12 protein-coding genes and 2 pseudogenes are annotated in these 25,044 nt (G+C 69.5%); 9 read left to right on the top strand and 5 right to left on the bottom strand.

The annotated features are described in order from the left end of the window. The 9 genes from AC5Y43_RS06720 (at position 1) to AC5Y43_RS06680 (ending at position 7,114) form a co-directional block, all read left to right on the top strand. On the top strand, positions 1 to 795 hold the full coding sequence (locus tag AC5Y43_RS06720; protein ID WP_499970625.1) for a CbbQ/NirQ/NorQ/GpvN family protein: 795 nt from the start codon (positions 1 to 3) through the stop codon (positions 793 to 795). A 16-nt stretch (positions 796 to 811) separates the two neighbouring features. Then, on the top strand, positions 812 to 940 hold the full coding sequence (locus AC5Y43_RS06715) for a hypothetical protein (RefSeq protein WP_255361372.1): 129 nt from the start codon (positions 812 to 814) through the stop codon (positions 938 to 940). Continuing rightward, positions 937 to 1,632: a hypothetical protein gene (locus AC5Y43_RS06710; protein WP_499970623.1), complete on the top strand. Its 696-nt coding sequence runs from the start codon at positions 937 to 939 to the stop codon at positions 1,630 to 1,632. The genes AC5Y43_RS06715 and AC5Y43_RS06710 overlap by 4 nt, the downstream gene beginning before the upstream one ends. A gap of 13 nt (positions 1,633 to 1,645) precedes the next feature. Then, a complete protein-coding gene (locus AC5Y43_RS06705) occupies positions 1,646 to 2,074 on the top strand; it encodes a hypothetical protein (RefSeq protein WP_499970621.1) in 429 nt (142 codons plus the stop codon). A gap of 13 nt (positions 2,075 to 2,087) precedes the next feature. Next, positions 2,088 to 3,140 (top strand): NAD(P)H-dependent amine dehydrogenase family protein, encoded by a 1,053-nt coding sequence (locus AC5Y43_RS06700; protein WP_499970619.1) that lies wholly within the window; start codon positions 2,088 to 2,090, stop codon positions 3,138 to 3,140. Between the two features lie 15 nt (positions 3,141 to 3,155). Continuing rightward, positions 3,156 to 4,388 carry a cytochrome P450 gene (locus tag AC5Y43_RS06695; protein ID WP_499970617.1) on the top strand — a complete coding sequence of 411 codons (1,233 nt, stop codon included), beginning with the start codon at positions 3,156 to 3,158 and terminating at the stop codon, positions 4,386 to 4,388. Between the two features lie 67 nt (positions 4,389 to 4,455). Next, positions 4,456 to 4,875 carry a hypothetical protein gene (locus AC5Y43_RS06690; RefSeq protein ID WP_499970615.1) on the top strand — a complete coding sequence of 140 codons (420 nt, stop codon included), beginning with the start codon at positions 4,456 to 4,458 and terminating at the stop codon, positions 4,873 to 4,875. A 22-nt stretch (positions 4,876 to 4,897) separates the two neighbouring features. Further along, entirely contained in the window at positions 4,898 to 5,848 is a 951-nt protein-coding gene (locus AC5Y43_RS06685; protein WP_499970613.1) for an SDR family NAD(P)-dependent oxidoreductase, read from the top strand. A gap of 33 nt (positions 5,849 to 5,881) precedes the next feature. Beyond that, positions 5,882 to 7,114, top strand: coding sequence for a cytochrome P450 (locus AC5Y43_RS06680; protein WP_499970611.1), 1,233 nt, complete (start codon positions 5,882 to 5,884; stop codon positions 7,112 to 7,114). 2 nt (positions 7,115 to 7,116) lie between these two features. On the opposite strand, the gene AC5Y43_RS06675 is transcribed toward AC5Y43_RS06680, so the two are convergent. From AC5Y43_RS06675 to AC5Y43_RS06655, 5 genes and pseudogenes are all read right to left on the bottom strand, one after another. Further along, positions 7,117 to 8,016, bottom strand: coding sequence for a class I SAM-dependent methyltransferase (locus AC5Y43_RS06675; protein WP_499970609.1), 900 nt, complete (start codon positions 8,014 to 8,016; stop codon positions 7,117 to 7,119). A 29-nt stretch (positions 8,017 to 8,045) separates the two neighbouring features. Then, positions 8,046 to 10,691 carry a sugar epimerase family protein gene (locus AC5Y43_RS06670; RefSeq protein WP_499970607.1) on the bottom strand — a complete coding sequence of 882 codons (2,646 nt, stop codon included), beginning with the start codon at positions 10,689 to 10,691 and terminating at the stop codon, positions 8,046 to 8,048. A gap of 52 nt (positions 10,692 to 10,743) precedes the next feature. Then, a pseudogene (locus tag AC5Y43_RS06665) lies at positions 10,744 to 11,340 on the bottom strand (acyl carrier protein); the annotation flags it as partial. Between the two features lie 21 nt (positions 11,341 to 11,361). Continuing rightward, positions 11,362 to 12,234 (bottom strand): annotated as a pseudogene (locus AC5Y43_RS06660) (universal stress protein); the annotation flags it as partial. A 32-nt stretch (positions 12,235 to 12,266) separates the two neighbouring features. Beyond that, the gene (locus AC5Y43_RS06655; RefSeq protein ID WP_499970605.1) at positions 12,267 to 24,785 is read right to left on the bottom strand and encodes a type I polyketide synthase; all 12,519 of its coding nucleotides are present in this window, start codon (positions 24,783 to 24,785) and stop codon (positions 12,267 to 12,269) included. Between the last annotated feature and the right edge of the window lie 259 nt (positions 24,786 to 25,044).

The raw sequence follows: 25,044 nt of genomic DNA, 5'->3' as shown, positions 1-25,044 counted from the left end.
ATGACGACCGAGATATATTTCGCCAACGGCAACGAAGTTCAGCTGTTCGAGCAGGCCTTCCGCCGACGCATACCGGTGATGCTGACCGGCCCCACCGGGTGCGGCAAGACCCGGTTCGTCGAGCACATGGGCTCGCTGCTGCAACGGCCCGTGGTCACGATCAGCTGCCACGACGACCTCACCAGCTCCGATCTCGTCGGGCGCTTCATGGTGACCGGTGGCGATGTGGTCTGGACCGACGGCCCGCTGACCCGGGCGGTCAAGGCCGGGGCCGTCTGCTACCTCGACGAGGTCGTCGAGGCCCGCCACGACTCGCTGGCGATCCTGCACTCGCTGACCGACCACCGGCGCTCGCTCTACCTCGACCGCGCCGGCGAAGTCGTGCAGGCACCCGACGAGTTCATGCTCGTGTGTTCGTACAACCCGGCCTATCGCAGCTCGCTCAAGGAGCTCAAACCGTCGTTCCGCCAACGGTTCGTCACGCTGACGATGCACTACCTGCCGCCGGACCGCGAGGCCGAGGTGATCGTCGCCGAATCCGGAATTCCGCTGGCCACCGCCCGGCGGCTGGTCGGATGCGCGGTCGCGATCCGCACGGCCGACGAAGCCTTTCACTTCGAGCCGCCGTCGACCCGGGTGCTGGTCACGGCCGCGCAGCTGATCGCCGCCGGCGCAACCGAATTGGACGCCGCGGACGCCTGCATACTCGCGCCGCTGAGCACCGACGGCGCGGTCACCGACGGCCTCCGTGAGGTCGCGGCGGCCAGCCTGGCCCCCTCGAACAGTTCGCCTTAGGAAAGGAGCAACCGGCATGGACCGACAGGAGCAGAAGCGCAAAAGGGCGCTCATTGTGTTCCAGATCTTCATCTACGGCTACCTGCTGGCGATGTTCGGCATCCAGCTGTACATGTCGTTTGCGCGGGGGTGGTGGGATCTGTGACCGTCTCTGCCGCGCAACCGAATTCGCTCAGCCTCGAGGATCACCACGACGAATCGCGCCTGGCGCAACGCCGCGCCGACAAGTGGATGATCGTCGGCGCCGCCCTGATGGGCATGTGGGCGCCGGGCCTGATCGGTTTTCCCGTCTTCATGCGCGGCGTCTGGCTGCAGCGCCAGGCCCTGCGCGCCGGCCTGTCAGTGCGCCCGATGATCGTGACCCTGATCGGCTACCTGGTCCTGATCGACGGCATGCTCAACAGCCTGGGCTGGGCCCTGGACCTGGTCGCCAACCACACCTTGATCAACCGGGTGCTGATGGTCGGCTGGGGCAACATGTTCGACGCGGGCTACTTCTGGCACTACAACGAACTCTGGGTCGGCGGCTCCGCGGGACCGGGCGAGAAAGCCTATGTGGCGGGCCTGATCCTCACCGTGTTCTCCATGCGGGTCGCCGCGGCGATCGGCTTCCTGCAGATGAAGCGCTGGGGTCATCAGTGGATGGTCGTCACCTGCTGGATGGGCGTGGTGATCTGGTCCGCCTACGTGTTCAACATGACGATGTTCGCCGACGTGCGGTACGCCGGCGTAGTTTTCCCGGTGATCGGCTGGTGGCTCTACGACATCTTCTACATCACCCCGTTCCTCGCCATCCCCTACCTGCACACCGTCAATCGAGAAATCTTCTCCGACTAAAAGGAGCAGCATCATGACCAGCCCTTCCGCGCCGTCCGCCACCGAAGACAAAGACCCGACCGCCGACCTCGAGCCGGGCACCACGCCGTACTACGCGCGGATGCACAAATGGATCAAACGCGCGGTGCTGGTGTGCCTGGTCGCGCTGGTCATCGAGGGCGCCTTCACGCTGCCGTTCATGGCCGTCTACTACGGCTATCCGACGCTGAGCCTCACCCAGATCTGCAGCGAGCTGCTCAAGATCCGTTATTCCAACGACACTTTGGAGTGCAAGTACCCGTATCCTCCGTTCGGCCCGCCGGAGGGCGCCGAGGGCAAGGCCACCGCTCAGGACGTGTGGGGCATCCAGCCAATACCGAAGTACCACCGGCTCGGGTTCCGCGAGCTCGTCAGGATCCACGACGAGCGGCTGGCCCGCCAGCACGCGGCGTCGCACCCGTGAGAGGGCTCGCACCTTGACCTACCGGGTCGTCCAGTGGACGACGGGCAACGTCGGCAAGAGCTCGGTGCGGGCGATCGCCGCGAACCCGACGCTGGAACTCGTCGGGTGCTACGCCTGGTCGCCGGCAAAGGACGGCCGCGACGTCGGCGAGCTGTGCGGGCTCGAACCCCTGAACGTCAAGGCCACCAACGACATCGACGCCCTGCTCGCGCTGAAGCCGGACTGCGTGGTGTACAACCCGATGTTCGCCGACGTCGACGAGCTCGTCCGGATCCTCGGCACCGGCATCAACGTGGTGGGCACCGCCGAGTTCATCACCGGGCACTTCCTCGGCCCGGGACGCGATCGGATCGCCGAAGCCTGCCAACAGGGCGGGTCGACCATCTTCGGCAGCGGCATCAACCCCGGCTTCATCCAACTGCTCACCATCGTCTCGGCGGGGCTGAGCGACCGGGTGGACAAGCTGTCGCTCCTGGAATCCTTTGACACCACCATCTACAACTCACCCGCGACCGAGATCCCGATGGGCTTCGGCTGCCCCATCGACCAGCCCGACCTGCCGGCCGTCACCGAGAAAGGATCCGGCATCTTCCGCGACGGCGTGTTGCTGCTCGCCGACGCCCTGGGCGTCGAGCTCGACGAAGTTCGTTGTGAGGCCGAGTACGCCCAGACCACCGAGGATCTGCACCTGCCCGGGGACTGGACCATCGCGAAGGGTTGCGTCGCGGGCATCCACGTTCGGTGGAAAGGGATTCTGGCCGGCCGAGAGGTCATCGAAATTGGCGGGCAGTGGCGCAAAGGCCAAGCGCTGGAGCCGGATTGGCCGCTGGACATGGGCTACACCATCGAGGTCCAGGGCCGACCGACGATCAAGACCACCCTGAGTTTCCTGCCGCCGCCGGACTTTGCGGGCGAAACGCTGGACGACTACATCATGCTGGGCCTGACCATCACGGCGATGCCGGCGATCACCGCGATCCCGGCGGTGGTCGCGGCGCCGCCCGGCATCGTCACCTACAACGACTTGCCGCTGCTCCTGCCCCGCGGAGTGCTGGCGCATCACTGAAAGGATATGCGTTTGATGGCCGCAGCAACCGGTGCGCCCAGTGTGTTCGAGGCGGGCCTTCCGACACTCGACTACGACGTCATCGAATCGCCCCACGACGTCTGCGAACGCATTCGGGCGGCCCAGCGGCGGGGGCCGGTCGCCATCGGTCCGTTCGGCCCCGAAATCCTCTCCTACGAACTCGCCCGCAGCGTCCTGCGCGACACCCGATTTGTCATCCCTCCCGGTCTACATCTGGCCGCCCAAGGCGTGACTTCAGGCCCGCTCTGGGAGAGAGTCGTCGGCAGCATTATCTGCGCGGAAGGCGCCGAACACCACCGGCTGCGCAGCCTGGTATCAAAGGCATTTACGCCGCGGGCCACCGCTCGTCTGTACGACACAATCGGTGAAGTCGTCAACGAACTCATCGACGGCGTCGTTGTCGCGGGTAGCTGCGACATCGTCACCGACATCGCCCTTCACTATCCGATTCCGGTCATCTGCGCATTGCTCGGCGCGCCACGCGCGAGCTGGGGAGAGTTTTCACGATGGGCCGAAGCCATCTTCAAAATGGCCAACTTCTCGGTCAATCTCGCCGAGGAAACGCCCGCGGTTCTTCGCGGCTGGGCCGAACTGGACGCCTATGTCGATGAAATGGTCGCCGAACGACGACACCGTCTGACCGATGACTTGCTCTCCGATCTCATCCGTGCCGAGGATGCCGGCGACCGGCTCAGCGCTGACGAACTTCGTTCGACGGTGGCCGGATTATTGCTTGCCGGTACGGATACCACGCGCAATCAGCTGGCCGCGTCGGTACAGGTGCTTCTCGATCACCCGGAGCAGTGGGCGATGCTGCGCGAGCATCCCGAACTCGCCATGTCCGCGGTCGAGGAGAGCATGCGGCACTCGCCCGCCGTGTGCAACACGGTGCGCACCGTGAAGGGCGATGTCGAGCTGGACGGATACACGTTCCCCACTGGCACCTACATCTTCGTGAATTCGTTTGCGGCTAATCGTGATCCCGACATTTACCAGGACCCCGATCGCTTCGACATCACCCGCGAGGGAGCGCCGGCGGTGCTCACATTCGGCGGCGGCGTGCACTATTGCCTCGGCGCGAACCTGGCCAGGCTGGAGCTGGCAGAGGGACTCAAGATTCTGGCAAACCGGTTGCCGGACGCCCGCCTCGGCGGGCGCGCACCGTGGAAGCCGATGCTTGGCGTGAGCGGGCCGATAAGTCTGCCCGTGGAGTTCGGCGCTCGATGAGGCGACCCGCCGATTTGCCAGACGACGTCGCAACGCACCCACTCCCGATCGCGCCAGGAGGTCACGGATGACTGATTCATCGTCCCGGTTGCATCACGTCGTATTCGCAGTGACGCGTGAGCAACATGAAGCAGTGGGACGGCTATTTACCGACGTGGGCTTCAGCTTCGACAAAATCGAGCTGGACGAACTCGGGATTCAGGTGCTCCTGGATTGGAATCGAGGCATCGAGCTGATCAGCCCGAACCCAGGGTCCACCGCTGAGGTAGCCGTTTCGGTCACCGACTTCCTGGCGAAGCATGGCAATGGCATCTTCACCGTAGTGGTGCAGGTTCCCGGAGCATCAGAGGCAGAGGACATTGCCAAGCGGTACGGCTCGACCACCCGCTTTCGCCAAGGCTTCAAGGGTGAGGGCAACTACCTCGAGGAGATCGACCTGTCGGTGTTGGGCCTGCCCCTGACATTCCTGTCGACGAACCTGCCGTAACGACGCTGCGAAAAGGACTGCAATGAAACAACTTCGGTTCGATGGCCGGGTTGCCATCGTCACGGGAGCCGGCGGCCAGGACCCGAGCCTAGGTCGGTCCTACGCCACGTTGCTTGCCGAGCGCGGAGCCAAGGTAGTGGTCAATGACCTCGGCGTCGGTCCTGACGGACGAGGAATCTTGCGGGCGAACGCGGAGCAGGTGGTCGAGGAGATCCGCGCCGCCGGCGGCCAGGCAGTCGCCGACCAGCACAGCGTTGCCGCGGAGGAAGGCGCCCACGGTGTGGTTGCGACGGCGCTGGACACCTGGGGGCGGCTCGACATCGTGGTGAACAATGCCGGGGTCTGCTTCATGGCGCACTTCGATGAGATTTCCAGCGCCGACATCCGCAACATCATCGACGTGCACCTGATGGGGACTGTATGGATGTGCCGGGCGGCGTGGCCGCACCTGCGTGACGCCGGGTATGGACGAATTGTCAATACCACGTCGGGCGCGATGTTCGGGATCGAGAACCTGTCCATCTACGGCGCTGCCAAGAGCGGCATCTTCGGATTGACCCGCGGGCTGGCCGTCGAAGGCGCGGCTTTGGGGATCAAAGTCAACGTACTCGGACCGGCCGCCAACACGACCGCCATCCGCCACTTCAACGAGACTTCGCCGTTCACCTCGTTGATGGAAACGCATTTCCCCACCAGTCTTGTGTCACCCGCCGTCGCTTACCTGGCTCATGAGGACTGCGAGCTCTCGGGAGCCAACCTCGAAGCTGCCGCCGGAAACGTAGGCTTACGCGTTTTCGGCCAGACCGCGGGATACACCGACACCAACCTCACCATCGAGAAAGTGCGAGACAACCTCTCGACCATCATTGACAAGGGGACGGCGACGATGATCCCCGACCCCGGCGAGCTACCTGCCGGACCCACCGGCGCGCACCAGCTAGGTGCCATTCTGAAGCCCTACCAACCGATTTGAACCAACTCCAGAGACTGCAGCCAGGGAGAGATGATGACCGTGGGTACCGCAAAGCCCAGTATCTTCGACGCCGGCCTGCCGGTCCTGAACTACGACGTCACCGACACGCCACAGCAGATCTACCCGCAGTTTCGCGCCGCCCAGCAGGTGGCACCGATCGCGCTCGGTCCCGTCGGCCCGGAGGTGCTCTCTTACGACCTGGCGCGTACCGTGCTGGGCGACCCGCGGTTCGGCATCCCTCCCGGCATCCACCTCACCGCGCACGGCGTCACGTCGGGCGAGCTGTGGGATCGGGTCGTCGGCAGCATCCTGTGCATGGAGGGCGCCGAACACCGCCGGCTGCGCGGCCTGGTGTCGAAGGCCTTTACCCCCCGGGCGACCGGGCGCATGGACCCCACAATCCACGCCGTCATCAACGAACTCGTCGATGCCGTTGTCGCGCAGGAGCGCTGCGAGTTCGTCGAGGAGATCGCGCGACCATACCCGATCCCCGTCATCTGCGCCCTGCTCGGTGCGCCTCGCCAAGACTGGCAGCTGTTCTCCACCTGGGCCGAGGACATCTTCAAGATCGTCAGCTTCGACTGCGACCTCGCCGAGGAAGAGCCCCGGGTCTTGCGCGCCTGGGACGCCTTTGACGAGTACATCGACGGGATGATCGCCGACCGGCGCAAGGCCCTGACCGACGACCTGCTCTCCGAACTCATCCGCGCCGAAGATCGCGGCGACCGCCTCGACGCCGGCGAAGTCAGGATGCTGGCATTCAGCATCCTGGTGGCCGGAACCGACACCACCCGTACACAATTGGCCGCCTCGATGCAGGTGTTGTGCGAACATCCGGACCAATGGGCGCTGCTTCGCGACCGCCCCGAGCTCGCGATGCGCGCCGTCGAGGAAACCATGCGACACTCCCCGTCCATGTGCAGCACCCTGCGCAGCGCCACCGACGACGTCACTATCGACGACTACACGTTCCCGGCCGGAACGTTCATCATCGTCAACACCTATGCCGCCAACCGGGATCCGTCGGTCTACGACGCCCCCACGCGCTTCGACATCACCCGCGACGACCCGCCGCCCATCCTCACCTTCGGCGGCGGGGCACACTACTGCCTTGGTGCGAACCTCGCCAGGCGGGAACTCTCCGAGGCACTCAAGATTCTGGCGCACCGACTGCCGCATCCGCGGATAACCGAGACTCCCTCGTGGCGGCCACTTCTCGGCATGAGCGGGCCGACGAGCCTGAAACTGGAGTTCGAATCCGGCTAGCCCTATGCGAGGGTCGCCGTCAGGTATCCCGATGCGTCGCCGAACGAGCCCAGCTCGTCGTCGGGAACCTCGAAACCATTGGCCGCATAAGACTGCTCGGTCGTCTTGATGTCCACGCGCCAGCCGTGCGCGGCCAGATACTCGGCGGCGGTGTTGCGTTCGCCGGTGTAGAACAGCTCGGCCAGGTTGATGCCGGAGCCGGCACGCTGGGAACGCTCGCTGAGCTTCTGTGCCCAATCCGACGGCATGCGGCGCAAATCCAGGTGCTCGGTGGCGATCCGGCTGCCCGGCGCCGACAGCGCGGCGACGTCGTCGAACAGGCGGTCCTGCGCGTCGGGCGGCAGGTAGACCAAAAGGCCCTCGGCGATCCACGCCGTGGGCTGTCCGCTGTCGAATCCGGCCGCCCGCAGCGCCGCCGGCCAGTCCTCCCGCAGGTCGATCGCGATCGTGCGCCGCTGCGCGGTGGGCTCGGCGCCGAGACCGGCCAGCGTCCGCGTCTTGAAATCGATGACCTGCGGTTGGTCGATCTCGTAGACCACCGTGCCCGCCGGCCACGGCAACCGGAAGGACCGGGTGTCCAGGCCGGAGGCCAGGATGACGGCCTGCCGGATCCCCGCGGCGGTCGCACTCGAGAAGAAATCGTCGAAAAAGCGGGTGCGCACGGTGATCTGCTCGTCCATGGCGCGGCGGTTCAGCACGGGATCGTCGTTGTCGCGGAGCCTTCCGTCGAGCAGCTTGACGAACCGGTCGATGCCCACGGCGCGGACCAGCGGATCCGCCCACGGGTCGTCCAGCAGCGGGTCCGGGCCCCGCGAGGCCATCGCGCGCGACGCCGCGACGGCCGTCGCCGTCGCGCCCACGCTGGACGCCAAATCCCAAGTGTCGTCGTCGGTGCGGGCCATCCAATGAACCTCTCTGTCGTCTATGCGCCTTACCGTACGCGCGGGCCGTCGGGCGCCGGTTCGAGCACCCGAATTTCGCCCGAGGTCCCGTCCACCTCGACGAGCGCGCCCGCCGGCAGCAATCGGGTCGCGCCCTGCACGTCGACCACACACGGAAAGCCGAACTCGCGGGCCACCACGGCGGCGTGGGACATGGGGCCGCCGAGCTCCGTCACCACCGCGGCGGCGTAGCAGAAGGCGGCGGTGTACCCGACGTCGGTGACCTCGGCGACGAGGATCTCGCCGGGTTGCAGGTCGTCGATGGTTTCGGGACGCACGATCCGCACCCGGCCGCGGACCCGTCCCCCGCAGACGCCGACGCCGCGCAGGACGTCGCCGCCGGCCAGGGTCGCCTGCGACGGGGTCGACGGCTCCCAGTGGCCGCTGAAGACCGGCGGCGGTGCGACGGCGACCAGGCGACGCTGCTCGGCCCGGCGGCGGGCCACGATCTTCGCGACATCCGGTGGCAGCGCGTCGAGTTCGTCGACCAACAGGTAGAACACGTCGTCGACCGACTCGAAGACCCCCCTTTCGGTCATGCGTCGCCCGAACTCGCGCAGCAGCCCGCGCAACACCCAATTCGCGCGAACCACCTTGTCGCGGCGCACCTCCCGGTCGCGGAGTTGCGTCGTGAACAGCGATGCGACCGGCCTGGCGCGCAACGGGATTCGGGCATGATGCGGCGACGGAGCGGGCGGCGCGCCGATCGCCCTGGCCACCATCCGGATCAACAGTTCCGGGTCGTCGGCGTAGCTGGTCGACCGCATCTCGAGTTCGGCCGGGCCGCGGTGTCCGATCAGCGCCAGCTCGGCCAACAGGGCGGCGTGAAACTGCGGGGCCTCGACGGCCAGCTTCTCGAGGCGGTCCCCCGGTTCGGCCAGCACGCGCACCACGTCCGGGTTGCGTTGCGCCGCAACCACCAGCCGTTGCACGGCCTCCACCGGCCGCGCACTGACCAGATCGTGCCCGATCGAGGGTGCGGTATCCCTTCCGGACAGGACGCGCAGCAGCACGTTGAACGAGGCGCACAGCATAAATGACCCCGACGCCAACACCCAGCCGTGCACCACGTGGTCGCGCGCCAGCGAGACCAGGCTGAGCAGCCGATGGTCGTCGAGCCGGGCGAGGTCCCCGGCGGCGAGGCGCTCCAGCCGGTCGACGGCGGCGACGAATTCGCGGGTGTCCCCCGGTGCACCGGCGCTCAGGCCGATGACATTGACGCCGAAGACCCCGATATTGCGCACGGTGCGCAGTTGCCTGCCGCCCCAGCCCCTTTCCGCGGACGGAAGCTCCGCACCGAAGATCGGCAGGGACGCCATGCTGGGCCCGAAGAACCCGCTCTTGCTGATGAACATCGAGGGCTCCATGAACGGCACGGTCTCGGCCATGAAATGAGCCGCCGTGATCGCCCCGTAGAACCGGTGGGCGAACACCCCGACGGTGCGCATGGCGATCTCGTTTTGGACGATCCCACCGGGCCGCAGCCGTTCCGCGACGCCCACCCCGCTGGCGCGCAGGCCTCGCACGGTCACCGACGCCGACGAGGGCGAGAACGGGCCGGGCAGCGCCTCGGACAGATTGGTGGCCAAGAAGGTTGGGAAGCGCGGGTCGACGGGGGTGTCGAATTCGCCGTTGAGCCCGTCGGGACCGGCCGGTACGGGGGCCACCCCGTCGTCGGCCGGCGTGTCGACGGCCGGCAGATCGTCGATCGTGGCCAGCCGCCACGGCAGGGAGATCACGCGCCTGCCCAGAGCGACCCGGCCACGCGCGCCCAGCGCCAGATCCTCGATGCATTCGCCGGCGTTCCAGGCCGGCTGGAATCCCCACTCGTCGCGGAGCCGCGAGGTGTCCATCAGCGGGGCGCGCTGCACAAGCTCCAGCTCGGCGAGCGAGGCCAGCAGCCGCCGCAGCGGTGCGCCGAACCGGTTACCGACCGGCAGCACCGGTCGCCCGAGCGCGGCGGCGATATCCCGAAACGTCGGCGCCCCCGCGGCGGCAAGGTTGACTGGGCCGCTTGGAGTCTCGGCGTCCAGGACCGCGCGTGCGAACAGCCGGAGCGCGTCATCGAGATGCAAGACCTGCACGGGGCGATCGGCGAACCCGCCGGGAAACGCTGGCAGCGCGAACAGCCGGCGCACCCAATTGTCGACCCCGCGACCGACGACGAGCCCGCAGCGGATCACGGCCGAGTCGAGGCCGGAGACCGCCAGCATCTCTTCGACGCGGGCCTGCTGGACGCCGTCGGCGGACACCGGGGCCGGCGCCTCGCGCTCGGTGTGCGAGTCTTCGGCTGGGCCGTAGACGTGTGCCGACGACGGGAAAACGATGCGCCCGGAACGGTTTTCCGCCATCGCCTCGAGGACGTTGCGGGTACCCCCGATGTTGACCTGCTCTCCGATGCCTCCACCAGATACGGTGTTCTTTGCCCACGCGCAATGCGCGACGACGTCCGCGGCGGCGACGCAGCGCTGCACCGCGTCGCTGTCCCGGATATCGCCCGAGACGAATTCGGCTGCGCTGGGCCAGCTTTGGGGTCGATGACGCGCAAGCCCGACGACGTCGTGTCCCTGGCTGAGCAGCCGCGCGGCAAGCCCGCGGCCGACTATCCCGCCGGCACCGGTGACCGCGATTCTCACTGGGCATCCTCGCTCACGTGCGCCCGCTGCATCGTCGTTGGCACGGCGGTGGCTATTCGTCGTCGTCGCGCAGCGCCGCGTTGACCAGGTCGTCGAGATCCATGTCGGCGATACTCTTCTCGGCGGGCGCCGCCTCGTCGGTCGGCTGACCGGCCCCGTCGGATTCCTTCGCCAACGCCAGCAGCAGTTCCAGCACCCCCGCCTGGCGGAGCCGCTTGACCGGGATCGAGCCCACCACGCGCCGGATTTCGGCATCCCCCGGCGCCTCCGCCGGGGCGTCCGGCCCGGACGTGCCGAGGAGCTCGCGATGCATGTAGCCGGCCAGCGCCGCGGGCTCGGGGTAGTCGAAGATCAACGTCGGCGACAACGCCAGGCCGGTCGCGCTTTTGAGCCGGTTGCGCATCTCGAAGGCGGCCAGCGAATCAAAACCCAACTCCTGCAGGGCCCGGCCCGGATCGATCGCGTCCGGGCCGCTGCGTCCGAGCACGGCCGCGACGTCCGAACAGACCAGCTCCAACAGCAGCGCGTATTGCTCGTCCTCCGACAGGCCCTCGAGGCGTTGCAGCAGCAGGGATTTCGATGCCGCGGCCGCCGCCGAGTCGTCGCCTTCGCCGCCGGTGTAGGAATTCATCAACTCGACGAGCATCGGCGTCCCTGGCACCGATGTAGTCCGGGCAACGATCACCGGGATCGGCACGCAGTGCAAAACCGCGTTGCACACCGAGCCCACCCAGGTGCCGCTGCCCACGACGACCAGCTGCGCGGACTCCGACTTCGCGATGAGCTGCTGCGCCGGCCGGTCGCGTGCGACCACTCGGTTCACCGTCACGTCGGGATAGCGCTCTTGCCACCCCGCCAGGCCTTCCGCGAGGCGACGTTCCGCTTCCCGCTCCAGCGCCGCCTCGAAGGCCGGCGGCGCCACGTCGGTGATCACGACGTCGCTCCAGGCGTGCAGGGCCACCAACTCGACGCCGCGGCGCGCGGCCTGGTCGAACGCGATGGCCATCGCGAGTTGGGAAGTCGGCGAGCCGTCCACCCCCACCAGGACCGGAGCGCGCTCCAGGTCGGGCACGTCGGGTACTCGGAAATCGTCGCTGTCCCGAATGATTGCGACCGGGCAATTCGCGTGGTGCGCGACTGTGGAACTGACCGAACCGAGCATGCCCGGACCCGGCGACGCGCGTCCGGAGCTGCCCACGACGATCATCTCCGCCTTGTCAGACATCTCGATCAGCGCCGGCCCCGGGCCCGAATGCACCACTTCCGTGGCGATGGGTACCTTGCGGTGCGACGGCATTGCCTCGTCGGCGATCTTCATCGCGTGCCTGACGGCCGTTGCACCGTCGTCCTCCAGCCGCACCCCGAACGGGTCGCGAAAAGGGCCCAAAGGCCACGTCGCGGTGGGCGTCACCACCGCGTGGACGACGGTCAACGGAACGTTTCTGATGGCCGCGGCACGGGCCGCCCAACGAGCGGCGGCGTTCGATGCCGGCGAGCCGTCGGCCCCGACGACGACGCCGAGTTGTTTATCGGGTCCCGCCATGAGCCTTCCTCCTCGGCAGCAACCCCCGGTGGCTATTCATCATCGTTCAGCAGCGCCGCGTTGACCAGGTCGTCGAGGTCCATACCCGCGATGTTGTCTTCCATGGTCACCGCGGCGGTCGCCGGCTCCCCCCCGAGCGCACTGCCCTCGGATTCCTTCGCCAGTGCCAGCAGCAGTTCGAGAACCCCCGCCTGGCGCAGGCGCTTGACGGGGATCGATCCCAGCACACGCTGGATTTCGGCGTCGCCGGGCACCGCCGCGGGCGCCGCCGGCCTTGAATCGCCGACGAGCTCGCCGTGGATGTAACCGGCCAGCGCGGCCGGGTTGGGGTAGTCGAAGATCAACGTCGGCGACAACGCCAGGCCGGTCGCGGCTTTGAGCCGGTTGCGCATCTCGACGGCGGTCAGCGAATCGAAGCCCAGCTCCTGGAACGCCTGGTCCGGGCCGATCGCCTCGGGGCTGGCACTGCCGAGCACGGTGGCGATGCTGGAACGCACCAGGTCCAGCAGTATCGCGTGCTGCTCGTCCTCGGGCAGACCCTCCAGGCGTTGCAGCAGAACCGATTTCGACTTCGCGGCCAGCAGCGAATCGTCGACCTGGCGGCGGGTGGGGGCGTTGATCAAGTCGACGAACATCGGGGGCAGCGTGCCCCCGTCGAACTTGGCCCGCAGCGCAACGAGGTCGATGTGGGCCGGCAACACGAACGGCTGGTCGACGACGAGCGCGGTGTCGAACAGTTGCAGCGCTTCGTCCGACGACATCGCCTCGATGCCGTCGCGGGCGAAGCGGGCCAATTCGACGGCCCCCAGCCCCCCGGTCATGGTGCTGGCCTGATCCCACAGGCCCCAGCCCAGCGAGATCGCCGGCAGCCCGCGGGCCCGGCGACGCGCGGCAAGCCCGTCCAGGAAGGAGTTGGCCGCCGCGTAGTTGCCCTGCCCCGAGGACCCCACCAGCCCCGCCATCGACGAAAACAGCACGAACGCCGACACATCCAGGTCGAGGGTCAACTCGTGCAGGTTCCACGCCGCGTCCACCTTGGCCCGCAACGCCACATCCATCCGCTCGGGGGTCAGCGAGGTGACGACCGCGTCGTCGAGGGCTCCGGCGGCGTGAATGACGGCCGAAAGCGGATGCTGCACCGGGATTTCGGCGATCACCTTGGCCAGCGCCTCACGATCGGCCGCATCACAGGCCACCACCTGCACCTCGGCCCCGGTCGTGCTCAGCTCCGTGGCCAGCTCCGCGGCGCCCGGCGCGTTGAGACCGCGCCGGCTCGCCAACACGAGGCGGCGCGCCCCGTGCCGTGCCACCACGTGACGGGCCAGCGCCGAACCCGCCATCCCGGTGGCGCCGGTGATCAACACGGTGCCCGCCGTCCACGCATCGGGCATGGTCATCACGACCTTGCCGACGTGGCGGGCCTGGCTCAGATGCCGCAGGGCGGCACCGGCGCGGCGCACATCGAACCTCGTTGCCGGCAACGGCCGCAGCGCCTGCTCGCCGAACAGCGCGGACAGCTCGGCGAGCAACTGCGCAATGCGGTCCGGTCCCGCTTCGAACAGGTCGAAGGCGCGATAGCGCACTCCGGGGTGCTCCGCGGCGACCGCCGCGACGTCGCGGATGTCGGTCTTACCCATCTCCAGGAACACGCCGCCGGGGGCGACCAGCCGCAGGGACGCATCGACGAAATCGCCGGCCAGCGAATCCAGCACGAGATCCACACCCCGGCCCCCGGTGGCCCTCCGGAACGTCTCCTCGAACTCGAGGCTGCGGGAGTCGGAGATGTGGTCGTCGTCAAAGCCCATGGCCCGCAACGTGTCCCACTTGCCGCGGCTGGCGGTGGCGAACACCTCGAGCCCCAGATGCCGAGCCAGCTGGACCGCGGCCATCCCGACCCCACCCGTGGCGGCGTGGACCAGCACCCGCTGCCCGGCCCGCACGGCCGCCAGGTCCACCAGCGCGTAGTAGGCCGTCGCGAAGGCCACCGAGGCGGTGGCCGCGGCGGTGTGCGACCAGCCCTCGGGCACCCTGGCCAACAGGCGCTGATCGGTCACCGCGACCGTTCCGGTGCCCTCGGGGAACAGCCCCATGACGCGGTCGCCCACCGCGAATCGAGCGTCTCCCGCGGCGGCCGCCGGGCCGGTTTCCACCACGATGCCTGCGGCCTCGATGCCCATCACCGCGTCCGCGTCGGGGTAAAGGTTCAACGCGATCATCACATCGCGGAAGTTGGCGGCGATCGCCGACGGCGCGACACGAACCTGACCGGGGCCAAGCGGTGCCCCGGCGTCGGGAATGCGCTCCAGCCGCAGATTCTCGAAAGTGCCGCGGCTGCTCATGCCCAGCCGCCACGGCCCCTCGCCCGGCGGCGTCAGGAGACTGCCCACGGCGCGGCTGCCCTGCACGCGAGCCGTGTAAACCTCTGCGGCACGCAGCAATACCTGCGGCTCACCGACCGCCAGGACCGCCGCCGCCCACTCGTCGTCGAGGGGCGCGTCGCAATCGACGAGCACGATGCGGCCGGGATGCTCGGTCTGCGCCGAGCGCACCAGCCCCCATACCGCCGCGCCCGCCAGATCGGTGACGTCCTCGCCCGGCAGCGGCATGGCGCCGCGGGTGGCCACGAGCAGCGTTCCCGCGGTGTCGTCGCGGGACAGCCACGACTGCAGGACCGACAACACCGCGCGCGTGGCCGCGTACACCTCGGTCACGACGTCACCGGCCACAGGTGCCGACTCGTAAACCACCACCGGCGGCCGTGCGGGGTCGGGGGCCAGTTCCGGTGCACCCCAGGCCTGCACGGGCACCGGCTGCACGGCGGTTGCCGGCTGCGCCGTCCAGACCACCTCGAAGAGCCGGTCGGGACCCGTATTCGACACCGCGGCCATGAGCTGGTGATCCGAGACCGGGCGCGCCACCATCGACGCCACCGACAACACCGGCAATCCGAGCCCGTCGGCCAACTCGATGGAGACCGCCGAGTGACTCACCCGCACGATCCGCGCCCGCACCGCCGATGCGCCCGCGGCGTGCAACGACACCTGCTGCCAGGAGAACGGCACCAACACGGTGCCTTCGTCGGCGCCCGCGCCGTCGCCGTCGTCGTCTGAGGCCAGGATCACCGCGTGCAGCGCGGCATCCAGCATCACCGGGTGGACACCGAATCCGGCCGTGGACACACCGGCGTCCGACGGCAGCGACACCTCGGCGAACACTTCCTCGCCGCGACGCCACATCGAGGTCAAGCCTCGGAACGCCGGTCCGTACCCGTACCCTCGCTCGGCCAGCCGCTCGTAGCCGTCCCCGATGTCGACCGGGACCGCGCCGACGGGCGGCCACGCCGACAGGTCGGCGCCCGGCTCGGACGAACCCGCGCGCAGCACCCCCTCGGCGTGCAAGAGCCAGCCGGACCCTGTCTCACCACGCGAAAACACCGAAACCGCACGGGCTCCCGAATCGTCGGGGCCGCCGACGACGACCTGAATGGCCACCGAATCCGAGGGCGGCAACACCAGCGGCGCGGCCAGGTTCAGCTCGTCGACGATTCCGCAGCCCACCTCGTCGCCGGCCCGGATCGCCAATTCCACGAACCCCGCGCCGGGGAACAGCACCACCCCGCCGACGGCATGGTCGGCCAGCCAACCCTGCGAGCTGGGACACAGCCTGCCGGTCAGCACCACCCCGCCCGAAGCCGGCAACTCCACCACCGCGCCCAGCAGGGCGTGGTCGCCGGCGGCCAGGCCCAGCCCGGCGGCGTCGGCGGGGGCACGGTCGCCGGACAGCCAAAACCGCCGTCGCTCAAAAGCATACGTGGGTAGCTCCACGAAGCCGGCCGCGCCGATCACCCGGCGCCAGTCAACGTCCATGCCCGCGGCCCAGCCCTGGGCGACGGCGTCGACGAGCGCCGGCGGTTCGGGGCGATCCTTGCGCAGGCCGGGCATCGTGGCCACGGGCGCTCCGGCCAGCACTTCGTCGATCGATGCCATCAGGCCGCCGCCGGGCCCGACCTCGAGGAAGCGGTTGGCGCCGGCCGAGTGCACGAAGCGCACGCTGTCCGCGAATCGCACCGCTTCGCGGGCGTGTCGCTTCCAGTAGGCGGCGGATCCGAAATCGTCGCCGGCCGGCTGCCCGGTCACGTTCGACACGATCGGAATCGTGGGCTTGCCGATCGTGAATCCCCCGGCGACCGTGCCGAATTCGTCGATCATGGGATCCATCAGCGGCGAGTGGAAGGCGTGCGAGACGGCGAGTCGATGCACCCGGCGACCGTCGGCGCGGAGCCGGTCGGCGATGGCGGCCACGGCTTCCTGGGCACCAGAAATCACCACCGACGCGGGCCCGTTGACCGCAGCGATCCCGACGCCGGGCCCAAGTAGCGGCCGCACTTCCTCTTCGGTGGCCTGTACGGCGGCCATCGCCCCGCCCGCCGGCAGCGCCTGCATGAATCGGCCCCGGGCGGCCACCAACACCGCCGCGTTACGCAGGGACAGGACGCCGGCGACGTGGGCGGCCGACACTTCGCCGATCGAGTGGCCCAGCACGAAATCGGGCCGTATGCCCCAGGATTCCAGCAACCGGAACAGGGCTACCTCCACGGCGAACAGCGCGGGTTGCGCGAATTCCGTGGTGTTCAGCACGTTTTCGCCATCGCCCCACATGACGTCGCGGAGCGGGCGCAGCAGGTGCTGATCGAGTTCGGCCACGACCTCGTCGAACGCCCCGGCGAACACCGGGTACGCGGCGTGCAGTTCCCTGCCCATGCCGAGGGTTTGCGAACCTTGGCCGGGGAAGACGAAGACGGTCTTGCCCGTGGGCGTTGCGGTGCCGCGGATCACCGAGACGGGCTGGCCTCCGGCCAGCTCGTCCAGACCGGCCAGCAGCCGCTCACGGTCGTCGCCGACGATGACGGCCCGCTGCTCGAAGGCCGATCGGCCCGACAAAGTCCACCCCACGTCGGCAGTGCCGAGCCCGTCGTGGGCGCGCACGTGGGCGGCCAACCGCGCCGCCTGAGCGGTCAACGCGCCCTCGGACTTCGCCGAAAGCACCCACGGCACCACCGGCGGCTCGGGGGCGGGCGGCGACTGCGGTTCCGGCGCGGGCGGCGCCTCGACGATGATGTGCGCGTTGGTGCCGCTGATGCCGAACGACGACACGCCCGCCCGGCGCGCGTGGCCATCGGCTCGCCAGGGCCGGGCTTCGGTCAGCAGGGACACCGAGCCCAGCGACCAATCCACGTGCGGGCTGGGCTCATCGACATGCAGTGTCGCCGGGAGCATCTCGTGGCGCATCGCCTGCACCATCTTGATCACGCCCGCGACGCCGGCGGCGGCCTGGGTGTGGCCCATGTTCGACTTGATCGACCCCAGCCACAGCGGCTCGGCGCGATTCTGCCCGTAGGTCGCCAACAGGGACTGGGCCTCGATCGGGTCGCCCAAGGTGGTTCCGGTGCCGTGGCCCTCGACCGCGTCGACTTCGGAAGCCGACAGACCGGCGTTGGCCAGCGCGGCGCGCACCACCCGCTGCTGTGACGGACCATTGGGCGCGGTCAACCCGTTGGACGCACCGTCCTGATTGACCGCGCTGCCACGCACCACCGCCAGCACCGGATGGCCCAACCGCTGTGCGTCCGACAACCGCTCGACCACGAGCATGCCGCCGCCCTCGGAGAATCCGGTACCGTCGGCCGCGCCCGCGTACGCCTTGCAGCGGCCATCCGGGGACAACCCGCGCATGCGGCTGAACTCCACGAAGATGTCCGGCGTGGCGTTCACGGTGACGCCCCCGGCCAGCGCCAGTTCGCATTCCCCCGTCCGCAGCGACTGCACCGCCATGTGCAACGCCACCAACGACGACGAGCACGCCGTGTCCACCGACACCGCCGGGCCCTCCAGCCCCAGCACATACGAAATCCGTCCCGACGCCACACTGGACGACTGCCCGGTCAACCGGAAGCCGTCCGCGGTCGACGCGGCGCCCATTCCGTAACCCTGCGTGTACACCCCGGCGAAGACGCCGGTGGCGCTGCCGCGCAGCCCGCCGGGCTCGATTCCCGCGCGCTCCAAGGCTTCCCACGACAACTCCAGGAACAGGCGCTGCTGCGGATCCATGGCCAGCGCCTCGCTGGGGGCGATGCCGAAGAAGGCGGGATCGAAATCGGCGACGCCGTCCACGAAGCCGCCGGTGCGGGTGTTGCACGTGCCCGGGACGTCGGGGTCCGGGTTGTACAGCCCGGCCAGGTTCCAACCGCGATCGGTCGGAAATTCCGAGAGCACGTCGCGGCCGTCGGTCAGCATGTCCCACAGGTCGTCGGGGGAACTCACCCCGCCGGGATAGCGGCAGGACATGCCGACGATCACGATGGGGTCGTCGTCGGTGGCGCGAACCGCCGGGGCGTGCTTGATTTCTTGCGGCACGCCGGCGAGCTCGGTCCGGACGTAGCTCGCCAGGCCGTTGGGTGTCGGGTAGTCGAAGATCAGGGTGGGCGAAAGGGCAAGCCCGGTCGCGGTTTTGAGGCGGTTGCGCATTTCGACCGCAGTCAGCGAGTCGAAGCCCAACTCCTGGAACGGCCGGTCGGGGTCGATCGTCTCGGCGCTGGTGTTGCCCAGCACGGTGGCGATGTGCGAGCGCACCAGGTCCAGCAGCAGCGCGTGCTGCTCGGCCTCGGCCAGCCCCTGCAGACGGTGTGCGAGCGCCGATTTCGACTTTGCGGCCGCCATCGAGTCGTCGACGCGGCGCCGGGTCGGCGCGTTGACCAGGTCGGCGAACATCGGGGGCACCACGACGGCGTGGGCGCGCAGCGTGGCGATATCGATGCGGGCCGGCGCCACGTACGGTTCGTCGACGATCAATGCCGTGTCGAACAGTTCCATCGCCTCGGCCGAGGACAGCGCCAGGACGCCGTCGCGGCCCAACCGGGCGAGGTCGGCGGCGTCCAGTCCGCCGGTCATGGCGCTGGCCTGCTCCCACAGCCCCCACGCCAGCGAGATCGCCGGCAGCGCATGCGCCCGCCGATGCGCGGCGAGCGCGTCCAGGAAGGAGTTGGCCGCCGCGTAGTTGCCCTGCCCCGACGAGCCCACCAGCCCGGCCATCGACGAAAACAGCACGAACGCGGACAGATTGAGGTCGCACGTCAACTCGTGCAGGTTCCACGCCCCGTCGACCTTGGCCCGCAACACCGCGCCGATGCGCTCGGGCGTCAGCGAGGTGATCATCGCGTCGTCGAGCACCCCGGCGGCGTGGATGACGCCGGAGAGCGGTCGCCGCGCCGACGCGTCGGCGATCACCTCGGCCAGCGCGGCGCGGTCGGCCGCGTCGCAGGCGATCACCCGCGCCCGGGCCCCGGCCGCCTCCAGCTCGGCGATCAATTCCGCGGAGCCCGGCGCGTCGGCGCCGTGGCGGCTCAGCAGCGCCAGGTCCGTGACGCCGTGCCGGGCCACCAGGTGCCGCGCCAGCGCCGATCCCGCCATCCCCGTGCCGCCGGTGATCAGCACGGTGCCGGACCCCAGCCCGCCGGAGGGCAGTGTCATGACGACCTTGCCGATGTGCCGGGCCTGGCTGAGGTATCGCAACGCGGCGCGCGCGCGGCGCACGTCAAACGTCGTCACGGGCAACGGTTTCAACGCCCCGGAGGCGAACAGCCCGGCCAGCTCGTGCATCCACTGCTGCATCAGGGGACGGCCGGGCTCGAACAGGTCGAACGCGCGGTAGCGCACGCCGGGGTAGTCCCGGGCGACCGCGCCGGGGTCGCGGATGTCGGTCTTGCCCATCTCCAGGAAGATGCCGCCGGGGGCGACCAGCCGCAGTGAGGCGTCGACGAATTCCCCGGCCAGCGAGTCCAGCACGACGTCCATGCCGGCCGCGCCGGTCCTGCCGGCGACCGCCCGGAATTTGTCCTCGAATTCCAGGGTGCGCGAGTCCGCGATGTGGTCGTCGTCAAAGCCCATGGCGCGCAGGGTGTCCCACTTGCCGCGGCTGGCGGTGCCGAACACCTCGAGACCCAGATGCCGGGCCAGCTGAACCGCGGCCATTCCGACGCCGCCGGCCGCGGCGTGCACCAATACCCGTTGCCCCGGCTTGACGCCGGCCAGGTGGATGAAGGCCATGTACGCGGTGGTGAAAACCGCCGAGATGCCGGCGGCTTCGGCGTAGGACCAGTCGGCGGGCATCGGCTGCAGCAGCCGGACGTCGCCGGGCACCAAGGTGCCGCTGCCGTCGGGGAAGAAGCCGTAGACCGAGTCGCCGACGGCGAACTCGGTGACTCCCGGCCCGACCTCGACCACCACGCCGGCGCCCTCGCCGCCGAGCAGGGCGTCGTGGGTGAACATGCCCAGTGTGACCATGATGTCGCGGAAGTTCGCGGCAATGGCGCGCAGCGCCACCCGGACGTGTCCCGGCTGCAGCGGGGCGTCGGGGTCGCGCACCGGCTCCAGTTGCAGGTTCTCGAACGTGCCCGCGGTGCCGATGCCGAGGCGCCAGGGCCCGTCCTCGGGGGGCACCATGATGTCGTCGACCGCGCGGCTGCCGCGCACCCGCGCGGTGTACGCCGTGCCGCCGCGCAGCACCACGTGAGGTTCGCCGACGGCCAGGACGGTCGCTATCGCCGTATCATTCAGCGGCGCATCGGAATCCACGAGCACGATGCGGCCCGGGTGCTCGGTCTGCGCCGAACGCACCAGCCCCCACACCGCCGCGCCCGCGAGGTCGGTGACGTCCTCCCCCGCCAGCGCGACCGCGTTGCGGGTGGCCACGATCAGCACCCCGGAGTCGGGCCCGGCCAGCCAGGATTGCACGGCGGCCAGCGCCTCGCGCGTGCGCGCATACGATCCGGCCACCGGATCGTCGCCGGCCGCAACGGATTCGAACAGCTCGTAGGAGCGCGCGTCGGCGCGGGCGGCCACGTTGGCCGGCGACCACGACAGCTCGAAGAGCCGGTCGGGTCCCGAGCCCGACACCGCCACCCGCAACTGCTGCTCGCTCACCGAGCGGCCCACCATCGCGGCCACCGACAGCACCGGCAGGCCCAGCCCGTCGGCCAGCTCGATGGTGACCGCCGAAGTCCCGGCCGGGACTATGCGCGCGCGCACCGCCGACGCGCCCGCGGCATGCAACGACACCCCCTGCCAGGAGAACGGCAGCACGACTTCGGTTGTGGCCGTTGCCGTCCCGTCAGCCATAACCAGCGCGTGCATCGCCGCGTCCAGGAGCGCGGGGTGCACGCCGAACCCGGTTACGCCCCCCGCGGCGTCCGGCAGGCGCACCTCGGCGAACACCTCGTCGCCGCGGACCCACGCCGCGGTCAGCCCACGAAACGCCGGGCCGTAACCGTAGCCGCGGGCCTGCAGCCGGTCGTAGCCGTCGGTGAGGTCAACCGGGGCCGCGCCGGCAGGCGGCCACACCGACAGGTCCGCGGCCGGCGCGACCGCCGCCGGGCTCAGCGCGCCCTCGGCGTGGCACACCCACGCGCCCGGCGCGTCGGCTTCGGTGCGGGAGTAGATCGAGACGTTGCGCCGGCCCGTGTCGTCGGCCGGACCGACGACCACTTGCACCGCAACCGATCCCGACGCCGGCACCACGAGCGGTGACTGCAGCGTCAGTTCGTCGACCACCGGGCAGCCGACCTCGTCGCCGGCGCGGATCGCCAGTTCGACGAAGCCGGCGCCGGGGAACACCGCCACGCCGGACACGGCATGATCCTTCAGCCACCCCTGCACCCCGGGTGACACCCGGCCGGTGAGCACCACCCCACCCGAGTCCGGAAGCTCCACGACCGCACCCAGCAGCGCGTGCTCGCTCGTCGCGAGTCCCAGCCCGGCGGCGTCGGCGGCCAAACCCTCCATGGACAGCCAAAAGCGATGCCGCTCGAAGGCATACGTGGGCAACTCGACGAGGCCGGCGCCGGGCAGCACGCCACGCCAGTCCACGGTCACGCCCGCCACGTGCGCGGTGGCGGCCGACGTGAGGAACCGCTGCAGCCCGCCGTCGTCACGGCCCAGCGTGGGCACCACGATCGCCTGGGTCCCGGTGCCGGTGAGGCAGTCGTCGGCGCTGTCCTCGATGCCGGCGATCAGCGCGGGATGGGGGCTGGATTCGACGAAAGAGCGGTATCCGTGCTCGCACGCGGTGCGCACGGCCCGGTCGAACTGCACGGTCTGGCGGATGTTGCGATACCAGTATTCGGCATCCAAGCCCGCTGTGTCCAAACGGTTTCCGGTCACCGTGGAGAAGAAGGCCGTGCGCGAGGAGCGCGGCTCGATGCCGGTCAGCGCCTCGGCGAGCTCGCCTCGAATCGCCTCGACCTCCACCGAATGCGAGGCGTAGTCCACGTCGATTCGCCGGGTGCGCAGCTCCAGGTCGGCGCAGAAGCCGACGAGTTCGTCCAGCACGGCCACGTCGCCGGAGACCACGACGGCGGCCGGGCCGTTGACGGCGGCAATGCTGACCCGATCTCCATAGGGCGCCAACAGTTCCCGCGCACGCTCGACGCCGCACGCGATGGACAGCATGCCGCCGGGCCCGGCCAGCGACCTCAGCAGCTTGCTGCGCAGCGTGACCACCCGTGCGGCATCCGGCAGGGATAGCGCACCGGCGACGTAGGCGGCCGCGATTTCGCCCTGGGAATGTCCGACCACCGCGTCGGGACTGACCCCGACCGACCTCCACAGTTCGGCCAGCGACACCATCATGGCAAACAGGACCGGCTGCACGACGTCGACACGGTCCAGGCCCGGGGCGCCCGGCGCGCCACGCAGAACCTCGGTCAGCGACCAGTCGACGAATTCGGAGAACGCCTCCTCGCAAGCCCGGATCTGCTCCGCGAATACCGGTGCGGTGTCGAGCAATTCGAGGCCCATACCCAGCCATTGCGAGCCTTGCCCGGGGAAGACGAAGACGGTCTTGCCGGCGGGTGCGGCGGCGCCGCGGATCACCGAGACGGGCTCGTCCGCGGCCAGCTCGTCGAGCCCTACCAGCAAACGGTCGCGATCACCGCCGACGACCACGGCGCGGTGCTCGAAGGTCGAGCGGCCGGCCAAAGTCCACGCCACGTCGGCGAGGTCGAGGTCACCATGGCCGCGCACGTACGCGGCCAGCCGCGCCGCCTGAGCGGCCAGCGCGCCCGTCGATTTCGCCGAAATCACCCACGGCAGCGCCGGCGGAGTGGGGGTGGCCTCACGCGGCGGAGCCTGCGATGCGGCCTCCACGATCACATGCGCGTTGGTGCCGCTGATGCCGAACGACGACACCCCGGCGCGTCGCGCGCGACCATCCGCTCGCCAGGGCCGGGCTTCGGTCAACAACGACACCGACCCCGCCGACCAATCCACGTGCGGGCTGGGCTGATCCACGTGCAGGGTCGCCGGCAACACCTCGTGGCGCATCGCCTGCACCATCTTGATCACACCCGCGACGCCGGCAGCGGCCTGCGTGTGACCCATGTTCGACTTGACCGACCCCAGCCACAGCGGCTCGGCGCGATCCTGCCCGTAGGCCGCCAACAGCGCCTGGGCCTCGATCGGATCGCCCAAGGTCGTCCCGGTGCCGTGGCCCTCGACCGCGTCCACCTCCGCCGCCGACAGACCGGCGTTGGCTAGCGCCGCGCGCACCACCCGCTGCTGCGAAGGTCCGTTGGGCGCGGTCAGCCCGTTGGACGCGCCGTCCTGGTTGACCGCGCTGCCACGCACCACCGCCAGCACCGGATGGCCCAGCCGCCGCGCGTCCGAGAGCCGCTCGACCACCAGCATGGCCCCGCCCTCGGACCAGCCGACCCCGTCGGCCGCCCCCGCGTAGGCCTTGCAGCGCCCGTCGGGCGCCAGCGCGCGGTGCCGGCTGAACTCGACGAACACCGTCGGCGTCGCATTCACGGTCGCGCCGCCCGCCAGCGCCAGGTCGCACTCGCCGGTCCGCAGCGACTGCACCGCCATGTGCAGCGCGACCAGTGACGACGAACACGCCGTGTCCACCGACACCGCCGGGCCCTCGAGCCCCAGCACATACGACACCCGCCCGGAGGCGACACTGGAGGTCATGCCGGTGAGCCGATACCCCTCGACCTCCTCGGCCAACATGCCGTAGCCCTGCACGATGAGCCCGGCGAACACCCCGGTGGCACTGCCGCGCAGGCCGCCGGGGTCAATCCCGGCCCGCTCCAACGCCTCCCACGAAAGTTCCAGCAGCATCCGGTGTTGCGGGTCCATCGCCAAGGCCTCGCTCGGCGCGATCCCGAAGAAGGCGGGGTCGAAGTCCGCGACGCCGTCCACGAAGCCGCCGTCGCGCACGTAGGTCTTGTGGCGCGCGTCGGGATCCGGATCGAACAGGCCCGCCAGGTCCCAGCCGCGATCGGTGGGAAACTCCGACACCACGTCGCGGCCGTCGGCCACCAGCTGCCACAGGTCTTCGGGGGTTTCGACGCCCCCGGGGAACCGGCACGACATGCCGACGATGGCGATCGGCTCGCTCGACCGCTCCAGCAGCGCACGGTTGGTGCGCTTCAGGCGTTCCACCTGGACCAGCGCTTTGCGCAGCGCCTCGGTCGCATGCTGGAGTTGATCCGCCATCCCTAACCTCGCCTAACCCTCACCTGGCATGGGGCGTCGTGTCACCGCCGGATGCGGTCCTGCCGAGCGCCGAGTCACGGAAGTTGCCGCACGAACCGGCCACGTGGATTTTCCGACCAGCGCCGTGCCGCTGTCCGACCCAAGAATGTCGCTGGTGAGTATGGCCAACTCCGGCAGGATTTCAAAACGCCCGATACTCCCGACTCCTAGAGGAGGACCGGCTTCGACCTGTACACCCGCGTACGACTGGCCCCACCGC

Source organism: Mycobacterium sp. NGS57 (genome assembly GCF_059812405.1).
This window is presented reverse-complemented; position numbering and strand designations above follow the sequence as displayed.